The organism is Streptococcus sanguinis, assembly GCF_019929225.1.
GTDB classification, from domain to species: Bacteria; Bacillota; Bacilli; order Lactobacillales; family Streptococcaceae; genus Streptococcus; species Streptococcus sanguinis_J.
In genome coordinates, this window is the sequence record NZ_JAHZPA010000008.1 from 1 (window position 1) to 23,640 (window position 23,640).

17 protein-coding genes are annotated in these 23,640 nt (G+C 47.3%); 15 read left to right on the plus strand and 2 right to left on the minus strand.

Translation table 11 applies throughout. The features are described 5' to 3' along the window. Window positions 1–158: 158 nt before the first annotated feature. The 14 genes from K1I80_RS10900 (at window position 159) to K1I80_RS10965 (ending at window position 18,742) form a co-directional block, all read left to right on the plus strand. Window positions 159–2,432 carry an LPXTG cell wall anchor domain-containing protein gene (locus K1I80_RS10900; RefSeq protein ID WP_457654963.1) on the plus strand — a complete coding sequence of 758 codons (2,274 nt, stop codon included), beginning with the start codon at window positions 159–161 and terminating at the stop codon, window positions 2,430–2,432. Between the two features lie 344 nt (window positions 2,433–2,776). Beyond that, on the plus strand, window positions 2,777–5,998 hold the full coding sequence (locus K1I80_RS10905) for an SP_1767 family glycosyltransferase (RefSeq protein ID WP_223313869.1): 3,222 nt from the start codon (window positions 2,777–2,779) through the stop codon (window positions 5,996–5,998). 16 nt (window positions 5,999–6,014) lie between these two features. Next, window positions 6,015–7,019 (plus strand): sugar transferase, encoded by a 1,005-nt coding sequence (locus K1I80_RS10910; protein WP_223313870.1) that lies wholly within the window; start codon window positions 6,015–6,017, stop codon window positions 7,017–7,019. 32 nt (window positions 7,020–7,051) lie between these two features. After that, window positions 7,052–8,275 (plus strand): accessory Sec system protein translocase subunit SecY2, encoded by a 1,224-nt coding sequence (gene secY2, locus K1I80_RS10915; RefSeq protein ID WP_223313871.1) that lies wholly within the window; start codon window positions 7,052–7,054, stop codon window positions 8,273–8,275. A gap of 8 nt (window positions 8,276–8,283) precedes the next feature. Next, window positions 8,284–9,864 carry an accessory Sec system protein Asp1 gene (gene asp1 / locus K1I80_RS10920; RefSeq protein ID WP_223313872.1) on the plus strand — a complete coding sequence of 527 codons (1,581 nt, stop codon included), beginning with the start codon at window positions 8,284–8,286 and terminating at the stop codon, window positions 9,862–9,864. Further along, entirely contained in the window at window positions 9,854–11,383 is a 1,530-nt protein-coding gene (gene asp2, locus K1I80_RS10925) for an accessory Sec system protein Asp2 (protein WP_223313873.1), read from the plus strand. Before asp1 ends, asp2 begins: the two co-directional genes overlap by 11 nt. Then, window positions 11,380–11,859: an accessory Sec system protein Asp3 gene (asp3, locus tag K1I80_RS10930; RefSeq protein ID WP_223313874.1), complete on the plus strand. Its 480-nt coding sequence runs from the start codon at window positions 11,380–11,382 to the stop codon at window positions 11,857–11,859. Before asp2 ends, asp3 begins: the two co-directional genes overlap by 4 nt. Further along, the gene (gene secA2, locus K1I80_RS10935) at window positions 11,852–14,233 is read left to right on the plus strand and encodes an accessory Sec system translocase SecA2 (RefSeq protein ID WP_223313875.1); all 2,382 of its coding nucleotides are present in this window, start codon (window positions 11,852–11,854) and stop codon (window positions 14,231–14,233) included. Before asp3 ends, secA2 begins: the two co-directional genes overlap by 8 nt. Before the next feature lie 12 nt (window positions 14,234–14,245). Further along, window positions 14,246–15,766, plus strand: coding sequence for an accessory Sec system glycosyltransferase GtfA (gene gtfA / locus K1I80_RS10940; protein WP_223311215.1), 1,521 nt, complete (start codon window positions 14,246–14,248; stop codon window positions 15,764–15,766). After that, entirely contained in the window at window positions 15,750–17,102 is a 1,353-nt protein-coding gene (gene gtfB / locus K1I80_RS10945) for an accessory Sec system glycosylation chaperone GtfB (protein ID WP_223311216.1), read from the plus strand. Before gtfA ends, gtfB begins: the two co-directional genes overlap by 17 nt. After that, window positions 17,095–17,277, plus strand: coding sequence for an accessory Sec system protein Asp4 (asp4, locus tag K1I80_RS10950; RefSeq protein WP_125377559.1), 183 nt, complete (start codon window positions 17,095–17,097; stop codon window positions 17,275–17,277). The genes gtfB and asp4 overlap by 8 nt, the downstream gene beginning before the upstream one ends. Before the next feature lies 1 nt (window position 17,278). Further along, window positions 17,279–17,500, plus strand: a complete 222-nt coding sequence (gene asp5 / locus K1I80_RS10955) for an accessory Sec system protein Asp5 (RefSeq protein WP_223311217.1) — start codon at window positions 17,279–17,281, stop codon at window positions 17,498–17,500. 173 nt (window positions 17,501–17,673) lie between these two features. Continuing rightward, window positions 17,674–18,054 (plus strand): CidA/LrgA family protein, encoded by a 381-nt coding sequence (locus tag K1I80_RS10960; protein ID WP_023916062.1) that lies wholly within the window; start codon window positions 17,674–17,676, stop codon window positions 18,052–18,054. Continuing rightward, window positions 18,047–18,742: an LrgB family protein gene (locus K1I80_RS10965; RefSeq protein WP_002897855.1), complete on the plus strand. Its 696-nt coding sequence runs from the start codon at window positions 18,047–18,049 to the stop codon at window positions 18,740–18,742. The genes K1I80_RS10960 and K1I80_RS10965 overlap by 8 nt, the downstream gene beginning before the upstream one ends. Before the next feature lie 42 nt (window positions 18,743–18,784). Here K1I80_RS10965 and K1I80_RS10970 read toward each other — a convergent pair whose 3' ends face one another. Further along, window positions 18,785–19,618: a lantibiotic ABC transporter permease gene (locus K1I80_RS10970; RefSeq protein ID WP_223311218.1), complete on the minus strand. Its 834-nt coding sequence runs from the start codon at window positions 19,616–19,618 to the stop codon at window positions 18,785–18,787. Between the two features lie 14 nt (window positions 19,619–19,632). Further along, window positions 19,633–20,340 (minus strand): ABC transporter ATP-binding protein, encoded by a 708-nt coding sequence (locus K1I80_RS10975; protein WP_223311219.1) that lies wholly within the window; start codon window positions 20,338–20,340, stop codon window positions 19,633–19,635. A 180-nt stretch (window positions 20,341–20,520) separates the two neighbouring features. Here K1I80_RS10975 and K1I80_RS10980 point away from each other — a divergent pair, with 180 nt between their 5' ends. Beyond that, entirely contained in the window at window positions 20,521–23,631 is a 3,111-nt protein-coding gene (locus K1I80_RS10980) for a DNA polymerase III subunit alpha (protein ID WP_317627744.1), read from the plus strand. Window positions 23,632–23,640: the final 9 nt, after the last annotated feature.

Consider the following 23,640-nt stretch of genomic DNA (forward strand, 5'->3'; position numbering starts at 1 on the left):
CAACGAGCGCGTCCGTATCTGCCAGCACGTCCGCTTCAACGAGCGCGTCAGTAAGCGCAAGTACGTCTGCTTCAACGAGTGCATCAGTGAGCGCAAGTACGTCCGCGTCTACTAGTGCGTCAGTAAGCGCAAGTACGTCTGCATCGACCAGCGCGTCTATGAGTGCAAGTACGTCGGCATCAACGAGTGCGTCAGTAAGTGCAAGTACGTCTGCGTCGACGAGTGCATCTGTATCAGCCAGCACGTCCGCTTCAACGAGTGCATCAGTAAGCGCAAGTACGTCCGCGTCTACTAGCGCATCCGTGTCCGCAAGTACATCTGCATCAACAAGTGCATCAGTTTCAGCAAGCATGTCAGCGTCCACCAGCGCGTCAGTGAGTGCAAGTGAATCAGCATCAACAAGTGCATCAGTGAGTGCAAGTACGTCCGCATCGACAAGTGCGTCAGTGAGCGCAAGTACTTCAGCCTCTACGAGTGCGTCGGTAAGTGCCAGCATGTCAGCGTCCACCAGCGCGTCAGTGAGTGCAAGTGAATCAGCATCAACAAGTGCATCAGTGAGTGCAAGTACGTCCGCATCGACAAGTGCGTCAGTGAGCGCAAGTACTTCAGCCTCTACGAGTGCGTCGGTAAGTGCCAGCATGTCAGCGTCCACCAGCGCGTCAGTGAGTGCAAGTGAGTCGGCTTCAACTAGCTCATCTGCGAAAGCGAGTGAATCAGCGTCGACGAGTGCCTCAGTAAGCGCAAGTGCTTCAGCATCGACAAGTGCGTCAGTAAGTGCAAGTATGTCCGCGTCCACGAGCGCGTCAGTAAGCGCAAGTACGTCCGCGTCGACGAGTGCGTCCGTAAGTGCAAGTACGTCTGCATCGACAAGTGCATCAGTGAGCGCAAGTACGTCCGCATCGACGAGTGCATCTGTATCCGCAAGCACGTCCGCGTCGACGAGTGCGTCTGTATCCGCAAGTACGTCCGCGTCGACGAGTGCGTCGGTAAGCGCAAGCACCTCGGCTTCAACGAGCGCGTCAGTAAGCGCAAGCACCTCAGCATCAACAAGTGCGTCTGTATCCGCCAGTACCTCAGCATCAACAAGTGCCTCTGTTTCTGCCAGCACCTCGGCATCGACGAGTGCCTCAGTAAGCGCAAGTACGTCCGCCTCAACGAGCGCCTCTGTAAGTGCAAGTACCTCAGCTTCAATGAGTGCCTCAGTAAGCGCAAGTACATCGGCGTCCACGAGCGCGTCGGTAAGTGCCAGCATGTCAGCGTCCACCAGCGCGTCAGTGAGTGCAAGTGAATCAGCATCAACAAGTGCATCAGTAAGTGCAAGTACGTCCGCGTCGACGAGTGCGTCAGTATCTGCAAGCACGTCCGCTTCAACGAGCGCATCAGTCAGCGCCAGCACGTCAGCCTCAACGAGTGCATCTGTGAGTGCAAGTACGTCCGCGTCGACGAGTGCTTCAGTTTCAGCAAGTATGTCTGCATCAACAAGTGTATCAGCAAGTGCCAGCACATCTGCATCAACGAGTGCGTCAGTGAGCGCAAGTACGTCTGCATCAACGAGTGCGTCAGTGAGCGCAAGTACGTCAGCGTCGACGAGTGCTTCAGTAAGTGCAAGTACGTCGGCATCAACTAGCTCATCTGCGAAAGCGAGCGAATCTGCATCGACCAGCGCCTCAGTATCTGCAAGTATGTCTGCATCGACAAGTGCATCCGTGAGCGCCAGCACGTCCGCGTCCACGAGCGCATCCGTATCAGCAAGTGAATCAGCTTCTACGAGTGCATCAGTGAGCGCAAGTACGTCCGCGTCTACTAGCGCGTCCGTAAGTGCCAGCACGTCCGCTTCGACGAGTGCATCCGTAAGTGCAAGTGAATCAGCCTCAACGAGCGCGTCCGTAAGTGCAAGTACATCCGCTTCGACGAGTGCATCCGTAAGTGCAAGTGAGTCCGCTTCGACGAGCGCGTCTGTATCCGCAAGCGAATCCGCTTCAGTAAGTGCTTCAGAATCCGCAAGTACTTCGGCTAGCCTGTCTGGTTCGGAAAGTGCTTTGATTAGCAATTCTCAGTCAATCAGCGAGTCTACCTCACTGAGCACCAGCACTTCAGTCTTGCATAGTCAGCTGGATCTGGTTCATGAGAAGGAATTCTACTCATTAAGCCTTTCTACCAGCGAGTCACTGTCAGCAGCAGTCAGTCTCAGCGAGCTTGCCCGTGTCAGTCAGTCTGTATCGGAAAGCCTGTCGACGAGTCTGTCAGCTAGTCAGAGCACATCTGAAAGTCTGTCCGCTTCAGCAAGACAGTCTGAGCTGGATCTGATTTCCAGAGGTCGTCTGCCTCAGACAGGGGAAACGGAGAGCAAGGCTTCCATCCTAGCTTTAGGCTTAGGAGCATTGGGCTTGGCCTTCAAGAGACGTAAAAAGAAAAGCGACTCTGAGGAGTAACAGTAAATAGAGCCGATCAGTTTATCTTTTAGTCCGTCAAAAGTTCACTCAGTTAGTGAGCTGTGGAAGTGATGGGCAGAGTAAGTCGTAAGGGAATTAACTTGATAATTTCTGGTGCTTGCTTCCTAAAATCCTAGACTAGGAATTAGTAAAAAGAAACCGAGAGGCAATAGAAACAGGAAGTTTTGACAACTTCCTGTTTTTTTGACAATTTAGTAGAAAAAAGTGTCCTTTATTCTGCAGGAAAGTCCTTGAGAATATAGATTTTTTGGACAATATTTTATATAATATCAAGTATAGAAATGATGTTTTAGAGTTTATGAAATGAAAGAGTAAGGGAAGAAATGAAAACGATTGTTTTGGTTGGGGATCAGGCCTATCAGGAGCAAGTTTCGACTACAATTAAGTCAATTTTATATTACAATAAAAATGTAAAAATCTATGTTTTCAATCAGGGATTGAGCGACGAATGGTTTCGTGATTTTAATGAGCTGGCCGAGCAGCTGGATAGTGAACTAATTAATATCAGCTTGGACCAAGTGATGATCAGTCCAGAGTGGCTGACTCAGGACCATATCAGCTCAGCAGCCTATGCTCGCTATTTCATTCCGCAGTTTGTGGCAGAGGAGCGCGTCCTTTATCTGGACAGTGATCTGGTGGTCAATAGAGATTTGCAACCTTTATTTGATATTCCTCTGGAAGGTAAGCTTGTGGCAGCGGTTGGAGATGCCGGCGGTTATGGCTTTAACTCTGGCGTTCTGCTAATTGATAATCGAGCTTGGAAAGAAAGGCAGCTGCAGGAGACCTTTATCAAGGAAACGGACCGCATCATGGGCTTGGTCCAGTCTGGCCAGATGGAGGATTTCAACGGCGATCAGACGGTTTTAAATCATGTGCTGGCTCAGGATTGGCTGCCCTTGGATAAGATTTACAATCTGCAGGTAGGCCATGACTTAGTGGCCTTTTACAGCGGCTGGAATGGTCATTTTGAGCTGGATCAGGAACCTCTGATTATCCACTATACAACCTTCCGCAAGCCTTGGAACTCGGAAGTTAGCTATCGCTATCGTCAGCTTTGGTGGGACTTTCAGGCCTTGAGCTTGGCGGAGATTTCAGCCCATCATCGGGGAGAGTTTGAGATGCAAGACCGTTGGGAGCAGGCATCTCTGAACTGCATGCTCCTGACAGATGTACAGGAGTTAGAGCAGATAGAGTTTTTAGCCCAGTCCTTGCCTAGGGTTGATTTTCACATCGCCTGTTACACAGAGATGGGAGCTTATCTGCAATCTTTGAACCAGTATGAGAACATCCATCTTTATCCGCAGGTTATTCATGCTGTGCTGGATGAGCTCATTGATAAGTGCCAGGTCTATTTGGATATTCACCATGGAAGCGAGCACTATCAGCTGAGCAGTCGTTTCAAGGCACTTGACAAGCCAGTTCTGGCTTTTGACAATACTAAGAAAAATGAAAACGAAGAACTGGTCTTTCCGCATGAAAATCCACAGGAAATGGTGGAAAAGCTGCGCAGTCTGATGAAAAAAGAGAAGCCGCAAGCCTTTCGGGCTGTGGTGTTGGCGGCTAATGCTGCCTATAGTGAGCAGGTCTTAACCACCATTAAGTCCATCGTCTGCCACAATCGCTTTATCAAGTTTTATGTCATCAACAGTGACTTTCCAACAGAGTGGTTTGTCAGCATGCGGAAAAAGCTGGCCAAGCTGGACTGCCAGATCGTTAATGCTCGGGTGTCTGCTTCGCTGGTATCAAATTTTAAAACAGATATTAGTTATACTGTTTTCCTGCGCTATTTTGTAGCGGATTTTGTTGAGGAAGACAAGGCTTTGTATTTGGATTGCGATATCGTTGTCACGCGGGATTTAAGCTCCCTATTTGAAACAGAACTTGGAGATGCACCACTTGCTGCGGTCAAGGATCTGGGTGGGCATGTGTATTTTCATCAGCATATCTTTAATGCTGGGTTCTTATTAATCAATAATGCCCTTTGGAAGCGAGAAAATATTCGCCAACGTTTGATTGAACTGACCAATGAATGGCATGACAAGGTACCGTCTGGTGACCAAAGCATTCTCAATATGCTTTTTGAAAATCGCTGGATGGAGCTGCCTTTTGCTTATAACTGTATTACGCTGCACACGACCTTTTCGGACTATGAGCCAGAAAAAGGTCTCTATCCGCCTGTGATTCACTATCTGACCGAGCGAAAGCCTTGGAAAGAGTATACCCAGTCCATCTATCGTGAGGTCTGGTGGTTCTATCAGGGACTGGATTGGTCGGATATGCAGGTTCCAGTCGGAGCCCTGACTCAAAAGATGGTGGAAGGGGAAGAGGGCTCAAGTCTGTCCTGCCTAGTCTACACCTACTCTTGTGACCTGATGCATATCAACTATCTGATTCAAGCCCTGCCTGCCTGTCATTTCTACATTGCGGCACCGGTAGTGGTAGCAGAGCCAATCACGCGTCTGCTCCAGTATCCTAATGTCAACGTCAGCTCAGATATTGCTGGTATTCCGGCTCTCTTGGAGTCGCTAGAAGCCAAGTCTCAGTTGCTGCTGGATATCAATGCCGGTGATGAGGTCGGGGATATTATTGCCCGCTTTAAGTCTGCTGGCAAGCCAGTCTTTGCCTTTGACAGCACAGTCCATGGCCAGCAGGGGCAGGAAGTCTTTCCAGCTGATAACCCTGAAGTCATGGTGCAGGCTATTGAGAAGCTAAGATTGGCCAATCCTGAAGAGCGGCAGATTTCTGTACTCTCTATCGACCAGTCGCTGGATTATCTCTTGGAGAAAGGTGCTTCAGTAGTTCGCTTTGGAGATGGGGAGATGGATTTGATTGCAGGTCGTGGTATCGTCTATCAGGAATACGATCCAGAGCTGTCAGCACGCTTGAGAGAAATCATGTCTATGGAGAGCGATGAGCGTTTGATGGTCTGTCTGTCCGATGTCTTTACAGGGCTAGAGCGCTATTCTATTGATGCCCAGAATTTTTGGAAAGTTCACTTGTATTATCACTTGTCAGATTATCAAGAGATTTGCCAAGCACCTTGGTACGGCTCGACTTTTATTTCCCGTCCTTATATTGACTTGGAAGATAAGACGCCGTCTGCGGGCTATTTTGCAAAGCTTAAGCAGCTATGGAAGGACAAGGACCTCTTGATCGTAGAGGGCTTGACTTCTCGCTCTGGTGTGGGCAATGACCTTTTTGACGGAGCTAGGTCCATCAAGCGGATTATCTGTCCTTCGCGCAATGCCTACAGCAAGCTGGAGGCCATCAAGCAGGCTGTTCGAGAGCATGCGGATAATCGTTTGATTTTGACCATGCTGGGTCCGACGGCCAAGGTCTTGGTCTATGATCTGGTTCAGGAAGGTTATCGGGCGCTGGATATTGGGCATATTGACTCAGAGTATGAATGGTTCCAGATGGGGGCTAGCCACAAGGTCAAGCTGTCGCACAAGCATACGGCTGAGCACAACTTTGATCAGGATATTGAGTTTAGAGACGACCAAGCTTATGACAGTCAGATTGTTGCCAATCTGGCTCAGGAATGAAGATTAGAAAAAGAATATGAAAGTTAATATTACCAATCTATACGGTATGTCTGGCCAGAGTACGGCTTTGATTGCCCAGAATGATGTGACCAAGCTAGCCAAGCAGCTGGGCTTCAATGAACTGAGTTTTTATTTTTACGATATTTACAGCGATAGCCAGTCGGAGCTCAGTCGTCGTCTGGACGGTATCATGGCTAGTGTGGGCTATGGCGATGTGGTTATCTATCAGTCGCCGACTTGGAATGGCCGGGAGTTTGACCAGGCCTTTATCAGCAAACTGAAGATTTTGCAGGCTAAGCTGATTACCTTTATCCATGATGTGCCGCCGCTGATGTTCCCGTCAAACTACTATCTGATGCCGGAGTATATCGACATGTACAATCAGTCAGATGCGGTCATCGTGCCTTCTGAGCAGATGCGAGACAAGCTTCTGGCAGAGGGGCTGACTGTGGGCAAGATTTTGGTCCAACGCATGTGGGATCATCCCTATGATTTACCTCTGCACCAGCCTCAGTTTGCACCTAAGCTGTATTTTGCAGGAAGTGTGGAGCGTTTTCCACATTTGATTAATTGGTCTTATGCTACGCCGCTGGAGATTTTTTCGCCTGAGGAAGAGTTAAATCCAGAGGCCAATGTCAGCTATCGCGGCTGGGTCAGCCGGCCAGAGTTGCTCTTGGAGCTGTCCAAGGGTGGTCTGGGTCTGGTCTGGGGCGTTGAGGAAAATCCAGCGGACGAGCCAGAATACTATGGTCTCAATATCTCTCATAAGTCTGCCACTTATCTGGCAGCTGGGATTCCGGTCATCGTCCCTTCTTACCTGTCCAATGCAGAGCTGATCCGCGAGCGCGGTCTGGGCTTTGTCGTAGGCAGTCTGGAAGAGGCCAGTCGGATTGTTGAAAATTTGACTGCCGAGGAGTATCAGGCTATGGTCGAGCGGGTTAGAAAGTTCTCTTTCCTGCTCAAGGAAGGTTATTTTAGCAAAAAAGTCTTAGTAGATGCGGTGATGGAAGTCTTATCTTAGAGCTTTTTCAGCCATCGTCATGAGGAGTCAGTGTGAAGTCATTTTTTAAACCGGTCATTATCAAGAAGTTTCTGTGGACCTTATTTTTCTTATTTATCTATGTCTTGGGAACCAAGCTGACCCTGCCTTTCGTCGATATGAGTAAGGCAGCTGCTATGGACGGAACCTCTACGACCTTGAACTATGCGACAGCCCTGATGGGGGGAAATCTGCGCAGTATGTCTCTCTTTTCTGTCGGCCTGTCTCCTTGGATGTCCTCTATGCTGATCTGGCAGATGTTTGCTGTGTCCAAGCGCCTAGGCTTGAGTAAGCTGCCTATGGAAGTGCAGGAAAGGCGGCGGATGCTGCTGACCTTGGTCATTGCCTTGATTCAGTCGGTGGCCCTGGTCCTAAACCTGCCACTGCAAGAAGCAGGTGGGGTGGATATGACTACGATTATGGTCTTAGATACCTTGGTCTTGATGGCTGGGACCTACTTTCTTATCTGGCTGACGGATTTGAATGCTGCCATGGGACTTGGCGGCTCCATCATGATTGTCATGGCCAGCATGATTGCCTACATTCCGCAGGATATTTGGAACTCCATTCAGGAGCTGAAGATTTCTTCACTTTGGCTGGCCTTGATGCTGGTTTTCAGCCTAGTCTTTCTCTATCTGGCTGTTACAGTTGAGCGGTCCAAGTACCGAATCCCAGTCAATAAGATCAATATCCATAACCGTTTTAAGAAATACTCTTATCTGGATATTCGTCTTAATCCTGCTGGTGGGATGCCGATTATGTACGCTATGACCTTGGTCAGCATTCCCCAGTATTTCCTTTTGATTATCCACTTTCTTCAGCCAGACAATCAGCTGATTGATCAATGGATAGAAGGGCTGTCTATGGGAAGTCCAGCTTGGTTTATCCTCTATCTGTTGACTATTTTCATCCTGGCACTGGCCTTCGCCTTTATCAATATCAGCGGCGACCAGATTGCTGAGCGGATGCAAAAGAGTGGAGAGTATATTGAAAATGTTTATCCGGGAGGAGCAACCCGCCGGTATATCAATGGTTTGGTGACCTATTTTGCTCTAGTGGGGGCTTTCTATCTTATCCTGATTTCTGGCCTGCCCATGATGGTAGTCCTTCTGGACATTCGCTATCTGCGGCTCAGTATGATTCCGGGGATTTTTATGATTTTTATCGGGATGGTCTTTTCTATTAAGGACGAGGTGGATGCCTTGACGCTTAATGACCGTTATCGTTCATTGTTGTAGGAGAAACTATGTATTACTTTATTCCTTCATGGAGTGGCAGTGGGGATCGGGTTTGGCACCGGGATATTGTCCCTTGGTACCGCTCCATGCAGCGACTGGAGTTTGATGACTCGATTCATCAGATTCGGATTTTCCAAAGTGAAAATCTGCCAGTTCAGCTGTTTTTACCAGCCTATATGCCGCATGCCCGCTACCTCTTGCATCGGCAGGATATTTTTGAGACGGACTATTACTCGGTCTTTGATGAGATTCAGGGAATCCAGTCTAAAGAAATGCAGGTCTTGCAAATCAAGGATCTGGACTGGGAGCCAGACTGCGAGTTTGTCTATACGCCCTTTCTAATCATGGTCCGCAGGCAGGGACAGCTCTATGCCCATGTCGAGTTTGGAGTAGAAGGCTTTATCAGCTTCATCAAGTTTTTCAAGGATGACCAGCTGGAGAAGTTTTATATCTTTGATGATCGGGGCTTTGTCTCCAGTATCACCTATTATGAAGAGGGGCAGCCCCTTTATCAGGACTACCTGCAGCCGGATGGTGACTGGCGGATTCGTGAGCATCTGAAGCCTGACGACTGCCGGGTAGAGGTCAATCCTGCTTACTTACTGGACTTTGATAAGCTGGAGTATGAGCAGATGCCTGACTTGATCTTGGAGAAATTGGGCCACTATATCGAGCGTAATGCAAGAGCTGACAGCCGGTTTGTCCTAGCAACGCATCCCTTATACACTCAAGCCATTTTGCGCTTATTGCCCCAGCAGGTTCAAGTCATTCTCAGCTTTTTCCACGAGCGCAATCATACAGTGGATTGGTCAGCTCTAGAAGCAGATTTGAAGCAGGCAGATTTAGTCTTAACTGACCGTATGGATTTCAAGAAGGTTATTCAGCGTTACCTGCCTGGACTGGCTCAGAAGGTGCATTACCTGTCGCCTTTTGATACCCGTCTGCAGCTGGGCAAGAGCCAGCGTCGTCGTGAATCCAAGATTTTTTATCAGATTAATCTGGAAGAAGGGCTTAATGACTATGCCATCTTCAAGGTTCTCCACTATGTGGCCAAGCATCCGGATACAGAGCTGACTATCGGTGTTTACAATGCCTGGCAGGAAGGAATCCAAAAGGTGGAGAACAAGGTGCAGGAGGTTATTGATGAGTATCTGAATCTCTATGAATTTGTCAAGAACTACCGCCGCAGTGAGCAGGCTGAGAATGCCCTGCTGGAAAATCAGGAGCAGGATCTCCGTTTCACCATTAAGAATATCACGGACGAGCTCAGCTTGATTCAGGAGCTGGATGATACGCGGTTAATCATTGACCTGAGTGAGCAGCCCAATCTCTATACACAGATTGCTGGGATTTCTGCCGGGATTCCGCAGATCAATCTGGTGGGCTCGGACTATGTGACCCATCTGCAAAATGGCTATATCTTGGACTCTATCTCTGATCTACCGACTGCTGCAGACTATTACTTGGAAGGTTTGAAAAATTGGAACCAGGCCCTGATTTATTCCATTGAAAAAATCCATCATAATACTGGTCTGGAGCTGATTGGCCGGTGGGAGCAGTGGCTCAAGGAGGCTGAGAATGCAAAATAAGCTGAAAATCTTACAGATTGGCTCAAGCGACTGGAGCAAGGAGCTTGACATTCCGGACAATATGGCCTGGTATTATTTCTTTCCTAACTCCAATCTGGCTATCAAAAAGGTCATGGAGATGGATAAGATTGGCAAGTTTGATGCGATTCTGGTGGACGACCTGCGTCGGATTCCAGATTTGTTTATGATTGAGTCCAAGATTATTCCTTATACAGTTTTCTACGATCAGGAACAGGAAACCCAGGAAGCGGATATTGAGTACTTCCTCAAGCGTCACTGTGCTCAGCCAACGGATATGAGCGATCGAGCTGACCTGCTCCGCAAGCTGTCCAAGGCTCTCTTTTCCGGCCAGTATGGCGATAAGATGACCCCGCTTGATATGGTGGTCAGTCCCGGATTTCACGGGAAGATTTGCTACAATGGATATGAAAATCTAGAGCTGGAAGGTGACTTTGGTCAGGACTTTCAGCCTGTCCTCTCTTGGAAATACAATGTCGTGGCCAATGCCTCCAATCCAGTTGAGCTCTGGCTTGAGTATGAAAAGGAAGGAAAGAGTGAACTGCGGCTGCGCCTCTATAACATCCAAGAAGGATCGACTGCGGACATTGCTCGCGAGACTATTTTCGCCGAAGAGGACATGCGGGAATCCATGGTTCTGGACAATGACTTTACTTCCTATCTGGGCGTCAGTCTGGAGGCTAGAGGCGAGGGACGGATTCAGGTTGGTGCTCTGCATCAGCGCCTGACCCGCTATGAGTTTGGCAAGTACGTCCTGGGTGGAAAGATTCTCCGCGATAGCCATCGACAAGAGATTAATTACTTCTTTTATCCAGGAGATTTGAAGCCGCCTTTGGCTGTTTATTTCTCTGGTTACCGTCGGGCGGAAGGCTTTGAGGGCTTTGGGATGATGCGCAGTTTGGGCTGTCCTTTTCTCTTGTTTTCAGATCCGCGCGTGGATGGCGGTATGTTTTATCTAGGCAGTCAGGAGCTGGAGAGCGGTATTCATGAGATTATCCAAGAGCATCTGGACTATCTGGGCTTTACAGAGAGAGACCTTGTCATATCTGGCATGTCGATGGGGACCTACGGTGCTGTCTATTATGGTTCGGAGTTTCGTCCGCGAGCTATCGTTTTGTCCAAGCCCTTGGGAAATCTAGGAACTATTGCCCAACGTGGTCGTTTGCACTTGCCTAAGGTCTTTCCAACAGCTTTCGACGTCCTTCATCTCCACACAGGTGGCAAAGATCAGGAACACGTAGAGGAGCTGAATCATCGCTACTGGCGCAAAGTTGAGAAGGCTGATTTCAGCCGGACGACCTTTGGTATCGCCTATATGAAGGAAGAAGACTATGATCCGACGGCCTATGAGGACTTAGTAGCGGCTCTTCATCTGACCGAGGCCAAGCTGATCAGCAGAGGTGTTCCGGGACGTCATAATGACGACTTAGCTGTGTCTGTGTCTTGGTTTATGAATTACTATCGAATGATATTGGAAAAGGAATTTGGGAGAAAGAAATGAAGATTCAAAAAAGAAAGGGCATATACTGGGGAGAGCTGAGAGGGGTTTCGGCAGCTGGTAAAATGACTGACTTTACCTATCTCTATGGAACTACCCTTATCATTCATTCCCCTTCACATATATTTTTTGAAAATAAACTGATGGCCTCCGGCCAGACCATCCATGAATGGTCTTCTAAATGGAACTATCAGCGAGACCGGCAGGTGCCTGCTCTCCCCTTGCTCAAAAAGGGAGCTTGCTATTGCCTATCTAGAGATATGACCACCTATCCTGAATCCAGCGTCTTTCTGAAAATCATCTTCTTTGACCGCTATGAGAAAGAAATCAGCAATCAAGTGGAGCGTTCGGAGAGTATGATCTTTACCTACCCAAACGAAGCCTATAGCTATAAGGTTCAGCTGCTGAGTGCAGGAGTTGAGTCCTTAGAGTTTCATTGCCTAAACATTGACCAAATCATAGAGGAGTCTGATGATTAAAAATCATTTTCAAATTCAGCGCTTAAAGAAAATCTTAGCCAAAGTCAAGAGCTTTGAGTCAGAAATGGCTGGCTTGTCAGACGCTGAACTGCGAAAGAAAACACAGGAATTTAAGGAAAGACTGACCGCAGGTGAGACTTTAGACGACCTGCTGCCGGAGGCTTATGCTGTGGTGCGGGAAGCGGACAAGCGGGTGCTGGGCATGTTCCCCTACGATGTGCAGGTCATGGGGGCGATTGTTCTCCATGAGGGCAATGTCGCTGAGATGGCTACGGGAGAGGGCAAGACTCTGACGGCTACCATGCCGCTCTATCTCAATGCCCTGTCTGGTCAAGGAGCTATGCTGGTGACCACCAATACCTATCTGGCTCTGCGGGATGCTCAGGAAATGGGGCAGGTCTATCGTTTTCTGGGGTTGACTATTGAGGCAGCGGTGGTAGCTGATGAGACTGAAAATTTGACGCCCAAGCAGAAGCGGCTGATTTATCAGGCGGATATTGTCTATACGACCAATAGTGCCTTGGGCTTTGACTATCTGATTGAAAATCTAGCAGAGAATAAGGATAGCCAATATCTTAGTCCTTTCAACTATGTCATCATAGACGAGATTGACTCCATCCTCTTAGACAGCGCTCAGGTACCTTTGGTTATCTCTGGTGCTCCTCGGGTTCAGTCAAACTTCTATGGTATCATGGATACCTTCATTACGACTTTGAAAGAAGAAGAGGATTATCACTACGATGACGAGAAAAATGAAGTCTGGCTGACATCCAAAGGTATTCTGGCAGCAGAGTCTTTTCTTGACTTGGAGCATCTTTTTTCTAAGGAAAATCAAGAGTTGGTCCGCCATCTCAATCTAGCCTTGCGGGCCCACAAGCTCTACAAGAAGGACAAGGATTATGTTGTCCGCCAGGGCGACAAAGAGGCAGAAGTCGTACTTTTGGACCGCTCAACCGGCCGTCTGCTGGAAATGACTCGGCTTCAGGGAGGCCAGCACCAGGCTATTGAGGCCAAGGAGCATGTCAAGCTGACGGAGGAAACGCGTGCCATGGCATCCATCACTTATCAGAATCTCTTCCGGCTCTTCCGGAAAATCTCTGGTATGACCGGGACCGGCAAGGTGGTGGAGAGCGAGTTTATGGAAACTTACTCCATGTCTGTCATCAAGATTCCGACCAACCAGCCAGTTATTCGACAGGATTTGCCAGACCAGCTTTACCAAACCCTGCCAGAAAAAGTCTTTGCTTCTCTGGACGAGGTCAAGCACTACCATGCTCAATGCAATCCACTCTTGATTTTCACCGGCTCAGTGGAGATGTCAGAGATTTACTCTTCCCTACTGCTGAGAGAAGGCATCGCCCACAATCTGCTCAATGCCAACAATGCGGCGCGTGAGGCGCAGATCATCGCAGAGTCTGGGCAGAAAGGTGCTGTGACGGTGGCTACATCCATGGCCGGCCGCGGTACGGATATAAAGTTGGGACCGGGTGTCGCTGATTTGGGTGGTCTCGTGGTGATTGGTACTGAGCGGATGGAGAACCAGCGGATTGACCTACAGATTCGTGGCCGTTCAGGCCGCCAAGGTGATCCGGGAATTAGTAAGTTCTTCATCTCGCTAGAGGATGATCTGCTCAGGAAGTGGGGGCCAGATTGGCTCAAGAAGCTCTACAAGGACTACTCAACTGAAGAGGTTAAGCAGCATCCAGTCCAGCTGGGACAGCGCCGCTTTAGACGCTTAGTAGCTAAGGCCCAGAGAGCCAGCGAAAGCAGTGCCAAGATGTCCCGTCGGATGACGTTGGAATATGCCCAGTGTATGAAGATTCAGCGGGAGATTACCTATGCTGAGCGCAATCGTCTGATTCAAGCTGAAGAGCGGATTGATGAAGAAATCAGCCGTGTCCTCAGTCAGGTCATTCATCAGGCGGCCTATGAGCAGTCCTATGAGACGCGAGCTGACCTCTATCGCTTTATTTTAGACCATTTCAGCTATCATGCTGAGCGTATTCCTTATGATTTTGATATTTATTCGCCGGAGAAAATTGCAGAGCTCTTGCAGGATATTGCCGAGCAGGAATTGCAGGCAAAGAAAGCCTATCTCAAGTCTGACAAGCTCTTTACCCATTTTCAACGGGTCTCCGTTCTCAAGGCTATTGATGAGAACTGGGTCGAGCAGGTAGACTATCTGCAGCAGCTCAAGACGGCCTTGAGCGGTCAGCATTTCTCTATGAAAAATCCTCTGGTAGAATACTACCAAGAGGCTTACGATGGCTTTGAATATATGAAGGAGCGCATGAAGCAGCAGATTGTCAAGAATCTTTTAATGAGTGAATTGGCACTCAACCCTAGAGGAGAAGTCATCATGTACTTCCCGTAAGACGAGGAGAATATGACAGTATATAACATCAACTTAGGCATCGGCTGGGCCAGCAGCGGTGTAGAATACGCCCAAGCTTATCGGGCCCAGCTTCTGCGCAGGATCCAGCAGCCGGCTAAGTTTGTCTTTATGGATATGATTTTAGCGGATAATATCCAGCATTTGACGGAAAATATCGGTTTTCTGGATGAGGAAGTTATCTGGCTTTATAATTACTTTACTGATATCAAGATTGCACCGACGACGGTGACGCTGGACCAGGTGCTGGCTCAAGTCGCAGGTCAGCCGGAGCGCTCGGAGAGAGAGGGCAAGATTGTCCGCTATTTCTACCCGCAGGATGATCAGTTTATCACTTGCTACCTGCGGCAGGAAGATCAGGACTTTGTTGAGCATGTAGAGTATGTCTCGCGGGGGAGATTGATTCGCAAGGATTATTTCTCCTATGTCCGTTATGCTAGTGAATACTTCGCCCCCCACAATGACGCTGCAACTCTCTACCAGCGCCGTTTTTACCATGAAGACGGCAGTGTGGCTTATGATATGCTGATAGAGGGTGGTCAGGAAGAGCTCTATCGCTTTCCAGATCGGATTTTCTATTCCAAGGCTGAGCTGGTCCGCTATTTTCTCCAGTGTTTGCAGCTGCAGGCAGATGATGTAGTTATCTTGGATAGGGAGACAGGGATTGGTCAGGTTGTCTTTGAGGAGAGTCAGAAGGCTAAGCTGGGAGTAGTGGTCCATGCGGAGCATTTTAGTGAAAATGCCAGCAGTGACGACTACATTCTCTGGAACAATTTCTATGACTACCAGTTTACCAATGCTGACAAGGTGGACTTTTTCATCGTGGCAACTGAGGCTCAGAAAACGATTCTAGAGCAGCAGTTCCAGCATTACTCGGACAAGCGGCCCAAGATTGTCACCATACCGGTGGGCAGTCTTGGCCAGCTGACTTATCCCAAAGAGCCTCGCAAGCCTTTCTCCATGATTACGGCTTCGCGTCTCGCTACGGAAAAGCATATCGATTGGCTAGTGGCAGCGACTGTCCAAGCCCACGCCCAGCTACCTGAGCTGACTCTTGATATTTACGGTAAGGGGGGCGAAGAGGAGAAGCTGCGACGTAGGATTGAGGAAGCAGGAGCTCAAGACTACATTCGGCTTAAAGGGCATGCAGATTTGAGTCAGATTTATGCAGGCTATGAGCTTTATCTGACAGCTTCAACCAGTGAAGGCTTTGGTTTGACTCTCATGGAAGCGGTCGGATCAGGTCTGCCTCTCATCGGCTTTGATGTCCGCTATGGCAATCAGACTTTTATCGATGATGGTAAAAATGGCTATCTGCTGCCGGTCAGTTCCAATCAGGTCGAGGACCAGATTATTGCTGCTTTTGTGGAGAAAATAATAGCTCTCTTTAGCCAAGGACGCCAGCAGGAGATGAGCCAACACTCTTATCAAGTGGCCGAGAATTATTTGACTAGCCGGGTTGAAGCGGCTTGGTCCCAGCTTTTAAAGGAGGTCAGAGATGATTCAGCTCTTTGATTATTACAATCAGGAAACCCAGGATCTGCATGATTCCCTCCTTGCAGCTGGCTATGACTGTCCGACCATTGTCATTGAGGCCAATGGCTTTCTCCCGGACGATATGATTTCCCCCTATACTTATTTTTTAGGGGATGAAGAGGGAGTAGACCACCCGCTTTTTTTCAATCAAGTGCCAGTGCCCCCTTTCTGGGAAATCACAGGTGACCATCAGTCGGCGCGTGTCAGTGACATGGGAGAAGAAAGAGCACGGATTCACTATGCAAGTCAGGCCAAGGGTCGCTTGGTCAAACAGGTGGATTGGCTGGATAAAAAAGGCCAGCTGCGACTGAGTGAGCGCTATAATAAGCAAGGCCGCTGCTTTGCCAAAACAGCCTATAAATCAGGCCAGGAGGCTTTCAACACAACCTACTATAGCACAGACGGTCAGGAGCGCATCGTGGAAAATCATGCCACTGGTGACATCATCCTGACTCTGGACCAAGAGCCCTTGCGGATTTTTAAAAGCCGAGTAGATTTTATCCATTTCTTTTTAGAGCGGCTAGACTTTGACTTGGATCACATTCTCTTTAATTCGCTGGCTTATTCTTTCCTAGTTTCCCACAGCTTGACAGGCCGAGCTGGGCAGGATATTCTCTTTTGGCAGGAACCTCTGTATGATGAGCTTCCGGGCAATATGCAGCTGATTCTGGAAAACAGTCAGCTGCGGGCGCAGACCATTGTCATTCCAGATTTAGCAACTTATGAAAAGGCCAAGAGTCTGGCTGCAGCTGACCAGCAGCAGAAGTTCCTGCATCTGGGCTATCATTATGACTTCAAGCGGGACAACTACCTACGAAAAGATGCTTTAATCCTGACCCATTCGGATCAGATTGAAGGCTTAGAGACCTTGGTTCAGTCCCTGCCGCAGCTAGTCTTTCGAATTGCTGCCCTTACGGAAATGTCACCTAAACTCTTGTCTATGCTGTCCTATAAGAATGTAGTCCTTTATCAAAATGCCAGTCTCAAGCAAATTGAGCAGCTCTACTTGGAATCAGACATTTATCTGGACATCAATCACGGCGGTCAGGTCCTGCAGGCAGTACGTAAGGCTTTTGAGAACAATCTCTTGATTCTAGGCTTTGAGCAGACCCTGCATGACAGACACTACATTGTCCAACAGCATATTTTTGACAGCAGCCAGCCAACTCAACTGGCGTCAACTCTGGAAGAAGCCTTATCTGGTGTCGAGCAGATGCGGTCAGCCTTGCAAGCTCAAGGCCGACATGCCAATGATGTACCCGTCAGTCTTTATCAGGAGACTCTCCAAAGCTTGTTAGGAGGTCAGCATGGCTAAAAAAGATTTATTTCATAAGGATATTGAGGGACGGTTAGATGAGCTCAAGCATGGCAAGCCCAAGAAAGAAAAGGCCAGCTTGGGGGAAAACCTCAACAAAGCCTTTGTCATCGTCTTGGGCTTGATGATCTTGATTGGCTTGATTTTTACATTGATTGGAGCCTTGAGGAAATAAAATGCAAACAATATTGATTACACTTACAATTGTAGCAGCCCTTGTCTTGATTTTGCTGGTTAGTCTTCTTCCCAGAGAAAACCAGCAATTTTACAGAGACACCAATACATCGATTGGCAAGTCAGGCTACTGGGAAACCCATATCGCAAAGAAAATCTTAGTTCTTTTGGCAAGTCTTGCCCTGATTGTGCTCATGATTTTCTTTATGATTCAATCCATCTAGCATCTGTCTAGGAAGCTACTCAGACGACTGCTAAATAAGAAAGACCCTCTATTGCAGACAATAGAGGGAATTTTTATAAGCAAATTTTGGATGTAAAGGTTTTAATTTCTGAAAGCACCTTGATATTTTTCTGAAAAGGAGTAAACTGGATATACAAGTGATGGAGGTTTGGTATGAAATTATACGTTCAGTTGATGATTATTTTTATGATTTCCCTCGTTGGAGAAGGAATTTCAAGTGTTTTCCACCTACCTGTTCCAGGCAGTATCATAGGTCTGGTTTTGCTGTTTTTAGCTCTGCAGTTCAAGATCTTGCGCCTACGCCATATCAGTATGGTTGGCAATTTTCTTTTGGCGAATATGACCATTCTTTTTCTGCCTCCAGCAGTTGGTATCATGGATAAATTTCAGGTCATCGCGCCTTATCTGCTGCCGATTATTTTGATTGTTTTAGGAGCAATTGTGCTTAATGTCTGCGTGATTGCAGTTGTGGTGCAGCTGATTAAGACTCGTTTTGAAGGAGATTATGAGGAAGGAGACGCCAGCAATGTCTGATTTATGGAGCAACCCTCTCTTTGGCCTTGCCTTGTCTATCTTGGCCTATCTGTTCGGCCTATTGATTTTTCGGAGATTTCCTCATCCCTTGACAACTCCTTTGCTGATTGCAGCAGTTTTGGTTATTGCTTTTTTGAAATTAACCGGTATTTCCTACAAGGATTACTATGTCGGCGGCTCCTATTTAAACAACCTAATTGTGCCATCTACGGTTGCTTTGGGGATTCCGCTTTACAAGACTTTTCATTTGATGAAGCACCATGCGCGCAGTATTTTGATTGGGACCTTTGCGGCGGTTGTAGTCAATACCAGCTTTACGGCTCTGCTGGCTAAGTTTTTCGGCATGGATTTCTTTCTGGCTGTTTCTCTTTTTCCGAAATCTGTCACAACGGCCATGGCTGTCGGCATCACAGACAAGCTGCAAGGTCTTGCTACAGTGACATTAGTGGTGGTTGTTGCGACGGGCATTCTGACCAGTGTCTTGGGGCCAACGCTTCTTAAGCTCTTAAAAATCACAGACCCAGTAGCTATCGGTCTAGCTTTAGGTGGAACTGGCCATGCGGTAGGAACGGGAACCGCCTTTAAATACGGACAGGTCGCCGGAGCTATGGCAGGACTTGCGATTGGCGTGACCGGCCTCATGTACGTTCTGGTCAGCCCCATCGTGGCAGCGATTATTCTGAAGTAAAAATAAACAAGGTTGAAACAAAACGTTTCAACCTTGTTTTGCTTATTGAAGATTTAGTTTGTTTTTTACAATGGCATAGATTGTAAAATAGAAACCGAAAATTTTGACCAGCTCAAAGACGACTCTGATAATAATGAAGCCATCTAGCATCTGTTCAAATTCCGAAGAGGAGTAACTGTAATCATATAAACTAAGTAGTCCATATGAATCAAAAGAACTAGGTAATAAGAGTGACAGGACTGCCAGAACAGTCCAAATCAAAAATCCAAAGAGCACAGCCATCATAATCCGATTCTTCTTGAAAAGCTGTCCGACTGAGATTGCTAGGTAAAAGAAGAGGATACCAGAAAGGATTTGAAGGAGATTAAGGAAGCCGTATTTGACAATCCATAGCCACAAATCTGGTATTTCACCAATAAATTTAAAAATCTCATCGAATGAATAGCCTACAAGGGGAAGCGCAATGCCAAAGATGACTAAACCACTAATAAACATGGTCAGCATACACAAGAGGGTCCAAACAAATGCGGAAAGAAGCTTGGACAGAAGAATCTGATGCGGGGTGACCGGCAAGGTCCAAGTCAGGTAGCCTTCTCTCCCAAAGACATTTTTATAAAATCGACGGATAATAATGATGGTATTGGATAGAAAGACTGCGCAAGATGCAGAAAACAGCAAGAGAAATAGTAGATAGAAAGTGATAATAACACCACTAATAGACAATGGATGTTCACTATAGCGATTCATTGCCTCAGGTCTTAAGATGCTGCCAGCTATGATTCCCATAAAGACTGATAGAGTGAGAAGAATGGCAAAGGTGATACAATACCATTTGTAATTAGACTTAAAGTCGTATTTAAACAGTTTTCCAAACATATAATGAAGACCTCCTAATAAAAGCGAAACTGGCTGCGGAAAAGATTATCAATGGATTGATTGTACTGTTGACGCAGCTGATTAGCATTTTCATGCAAAAAGATCTGACCTTGGTTAATCAGGATTACTTCATCCAAGATTGGCTCAATATCTGCGATCAAGTGGGTGGAAATGATGACAGAAGACTGAGGTGTGCGGTTTTGAATGATGGTCTGCAGGATATAGTCGCGAGCGGCCGGATCAACACCACCGATAGGCTCGTCTAGGATATAGAGTTCCGCATGGCGGCTCATGACCAAAATGAGCTGCATTTTTTCCTTGTTTCCTTTTGAAAGGCTTCCGATGCGCGCTTGAGGATCAATATGAAGATCCTTTAGAAGCTGCATGGCTTTCGCGCTGTCAAAATTATCATAAAAATCTTGGAAATATTTTATAGCTTCGATTACTTTAGAGCTGTCGCTTAGATAAGTCGTATCTGGTAGATAGGAAACGATTCTTTTGGTCTCAGGTGAAGGTTCCACGCCTTTGAGATAAATATGGCCAGAGGTGGGCTGCAAGAGACCATTGATAAGCTTGATAATAGTTGTCTTGCCGCTGCCATTAGGACCTAGAAGTCCGATGATTCTGCCAGGCTGGATGTTTAAGCTCACATCATAGAGGGCGGGTGCGTCGCCATAATTTTTATGGACATGGTCAAGATAGACCAGAGGATACTGATTCATACATGTCTCCTTTATTTTCTTCAATTTACAATTATTATACCTTTTCCTTAGGAAAATGGCAAAGAAAGCCGGAAAGGGTGAATGGAATCTTTATGTTTAGTCAAACTCCTATTTCCCTCATTCAGTGAATTGCGGTATAATAGTTATAAGAAGAAGCAAAGCATGTTCAAGGAGAAAAATGTGGTGATACAACTTGATACCAAGACTGTTTACAGTTTTATGGATAGCTTGATCCCGATAAAGAAATATGTGCAGAAAGCCAAGGAGTTAGGATATAGTCATCTGGGCATGATGGATGTGGACAATCTCTATGGAGCCTATCATTTCTTAGAGGAAGCCGAATCTGCGGGACTGCAGCCGCTTTTAGGCTTGGAGCTGAGTCTGATCAAGGCAGAGCAGGAGCTTCATCTCCGTCTGCTAGCCTTAGACAGTCAGGGATATCGCAATCTGATGAAAGTCTCTACTCTCAAGATGATGGGACAAAAAAACTGGGAGGATTTCCAGCATCTCTTTAAGGGATTGGCTGTGATTGTTCCTGCTTTTAACGGAGTAGTAGATCTGGATTTGGGGTTGGATTTTTATGTTGGAGTCTTTCCAGCAACGCCCCAGCAGGAGTTTAGTCGACCAACCCTGCCCCTGCATACCGTCCGATATTTTGACACAGGGGATTTGGAGACCTTGCAGATGCTTCGGGCTATTCGAGAAAATGCCAGCCTGCGGGAGATTGGCAGCCTCCCCAATCATGAGTTTTTGCTGGCACCAGATGCTCTGGCAGGAGCTTTTAAGGAAACTTTCCCAGAGAGTCTGGCTAACCTTGAGAAGCTAGTCCGTGATGTTCACTATGATATCAATAGGGAGCTGAAACTGCCCCGCTTTAATCGGGAGCGGCCAGCTGTGGAAGAGCTGCGGGAGCGCTCCGAAGCTGGCTTAAAAAAACGCGGTTTAACAGGTAAACTCTATCAGGAGCGGCTGGACCAGGAGCTGGCTGTCATTCATCAGATGGGCTTTGATGATTATTTTCTCATTGTCTGGGATTTGCTGCGTTTTGGTCGCAGTCAAGGCTATTATATGGGAATGGGGCGAGGATCTGCTGTCGGCAGTCTAGTGGCCTATGCTTTGGAGATTACTGGGATTGACCCAGTCAAGAATAACTTGCTTTTTGAGCGCTTTCTAAATCTAGAGCGCTATACCATGCCCGATATTGATATTGATATTCCAGATGTTTACCGGCCGGAGTTTATACGTTATGTTCGCGACCGCTATGGCAGTATGCATGCGGCTCAGATTGTGACCTACTCGACCTTTGGGGCCAAGCAAGCCATCCGTGATGTCTTCAAGCGCTTCGGACTGCCAGAGTACGAACTGACCAATATCACCAAGAAAATCCGCTTTGGCGATAGCCTGACCTCTGCTTATGAGAAAAATATGGCCTTTCGTCAGATTATCAATAGTAAGCTGGAATATCAAAAGGCCTTTGATATTGCTAAAAAAATCGAAGGTCATCCCCGTCAGACTTCTATCCACGCAGCTGGCGTTGTGATGAGTGACAATGACCTGACAGACCAGATACCGCTCAAATATGGTGAGGACATGTATATCACCCAATATGATGCCCACGGTGTGGAGAGCAACGGTCTGCTCAAGATGGACTTTCTGGGCTTGCGCAATCTGACCTTTGTCCAGCGGATGAAGGAAGCAACCCTGAAAAAATATAAGGTAGATATTGAGATTGCCGAGATTGACTTGGAGGATGCAGACACTCTGAAACTCTTTGCGGCTGGCCAGACCAAGGGGATTTTCCAGTTTGAGCAGCCGGGTGCAATCAGCCTGCTTAAGCGGGTTCAGCCGGTTCGCTTTGAGGAAGTAGTAGCCACAACCTCTCTCAATCGTCCTGGAGCCAGCGATTATATTGACAATTTTGTCAAGAGAAAGCATGGACTGGAGCAGGTGGAGTTGATTGATGACAGTTTGGCTGATATTCTAGCTCCGACTTACGGTATCATGCTCTATCAAGAGCAGGTCATGCAGGTAGCCCAGCGCTTTGGTGGCTTTAGTCTGGGGAAAGCCGATATTTTACGAAGGGCAATGGGTAAGAAAAGTGCTGCTGAAATGCACCGCATGCAGGAGGACTTTGTTGCAGGTGCTCTCAAGCTAGGGCATTCGGAATCTAAAGCCAAGGAAGTCTTTGCTATTATGGAGAAGTTTGCTGGTTATGGCTTTAACCGCAGTCACGCCTATGCCTACTCAGCTCTGGCCTTTCAGTTGGCTTACTTCAAGGCTCACTATCCAGATGTTTTCTTTGATGTCATGCTTAATTATTCTAGCAGTGACTATATCACCGATGCCCTGAGTTTTGGCTTTGAAACAGCACCCCTCAGTATCAACAATATCCCCTACCATGATAAGTTTCAGGATAAGAAGATTTTTTTGGGCCTGAAAAACATCAAAGGCCTGCCTAGGGATTTGGCTTACTGGATTATTGAAGAGAGACAAAATGCCGCCTTTACTGGGGTGGAAGACTTTATTCTGCGCCTGCCTCAGAATTACCATAAGATTTCTCTGCTGACTCCTCTGATCCAGCTGGGGCTCTTTGACAGTTTTGAGAAAAATCGCCAAAAAATTCTAGCCAATCTGCCTAATCTATTTGTATTTGCAGATGAGTTGGGCAGTCTCTTTGCGGATACGACTTATTCTTGGACAGAGGCTCAGGATTTTAGCGATGCCGAAAAGTTTGAGCTGGAACAGAGCATAATCGGTGTGGGGCTTAGCGATCACCCCTTGGTTAAACTGGCCAAAGAAGCGGACCAGCCCTTTAGCTGGATTAGTGAGCTGACGGAAAATAGCAGAGCTAGGATTTTAGGTGAGGTCCAGACTATCAAGACTATCCGGACTAAAAAGGGCGAGAATATGGCTTTCTTGCAGGTTTCAGATACGAAGAAAAAACTGGATGTCACAGTCTTTCCTGATACTTATAGACAGCTGGGTGAACGCATTAAGGAGAAGGGGATTTACTACTTGACCGGCAAGGTGCAGGAACGGGATGGACGCTTACAGTTGGTCTTGGCAGACATAGAGGAGACCACGACTGAACGCTTCTGGATAAAACTTGCGGGCCATGAACATGATCAGGAAATATCTCAGATTTTGCAGAAATACCCCGGCAATATTCCGGTTGTCCTGCGCTATGAAGATGAGAAGCGAACCGTATCTGCACCTCATTTCCGAGTGGAGAAATCGGAGCAGTTGCAAGAGGAATTGAAGAATTATACTATGAAAACGATTTTTCGTTAAAAAATATGG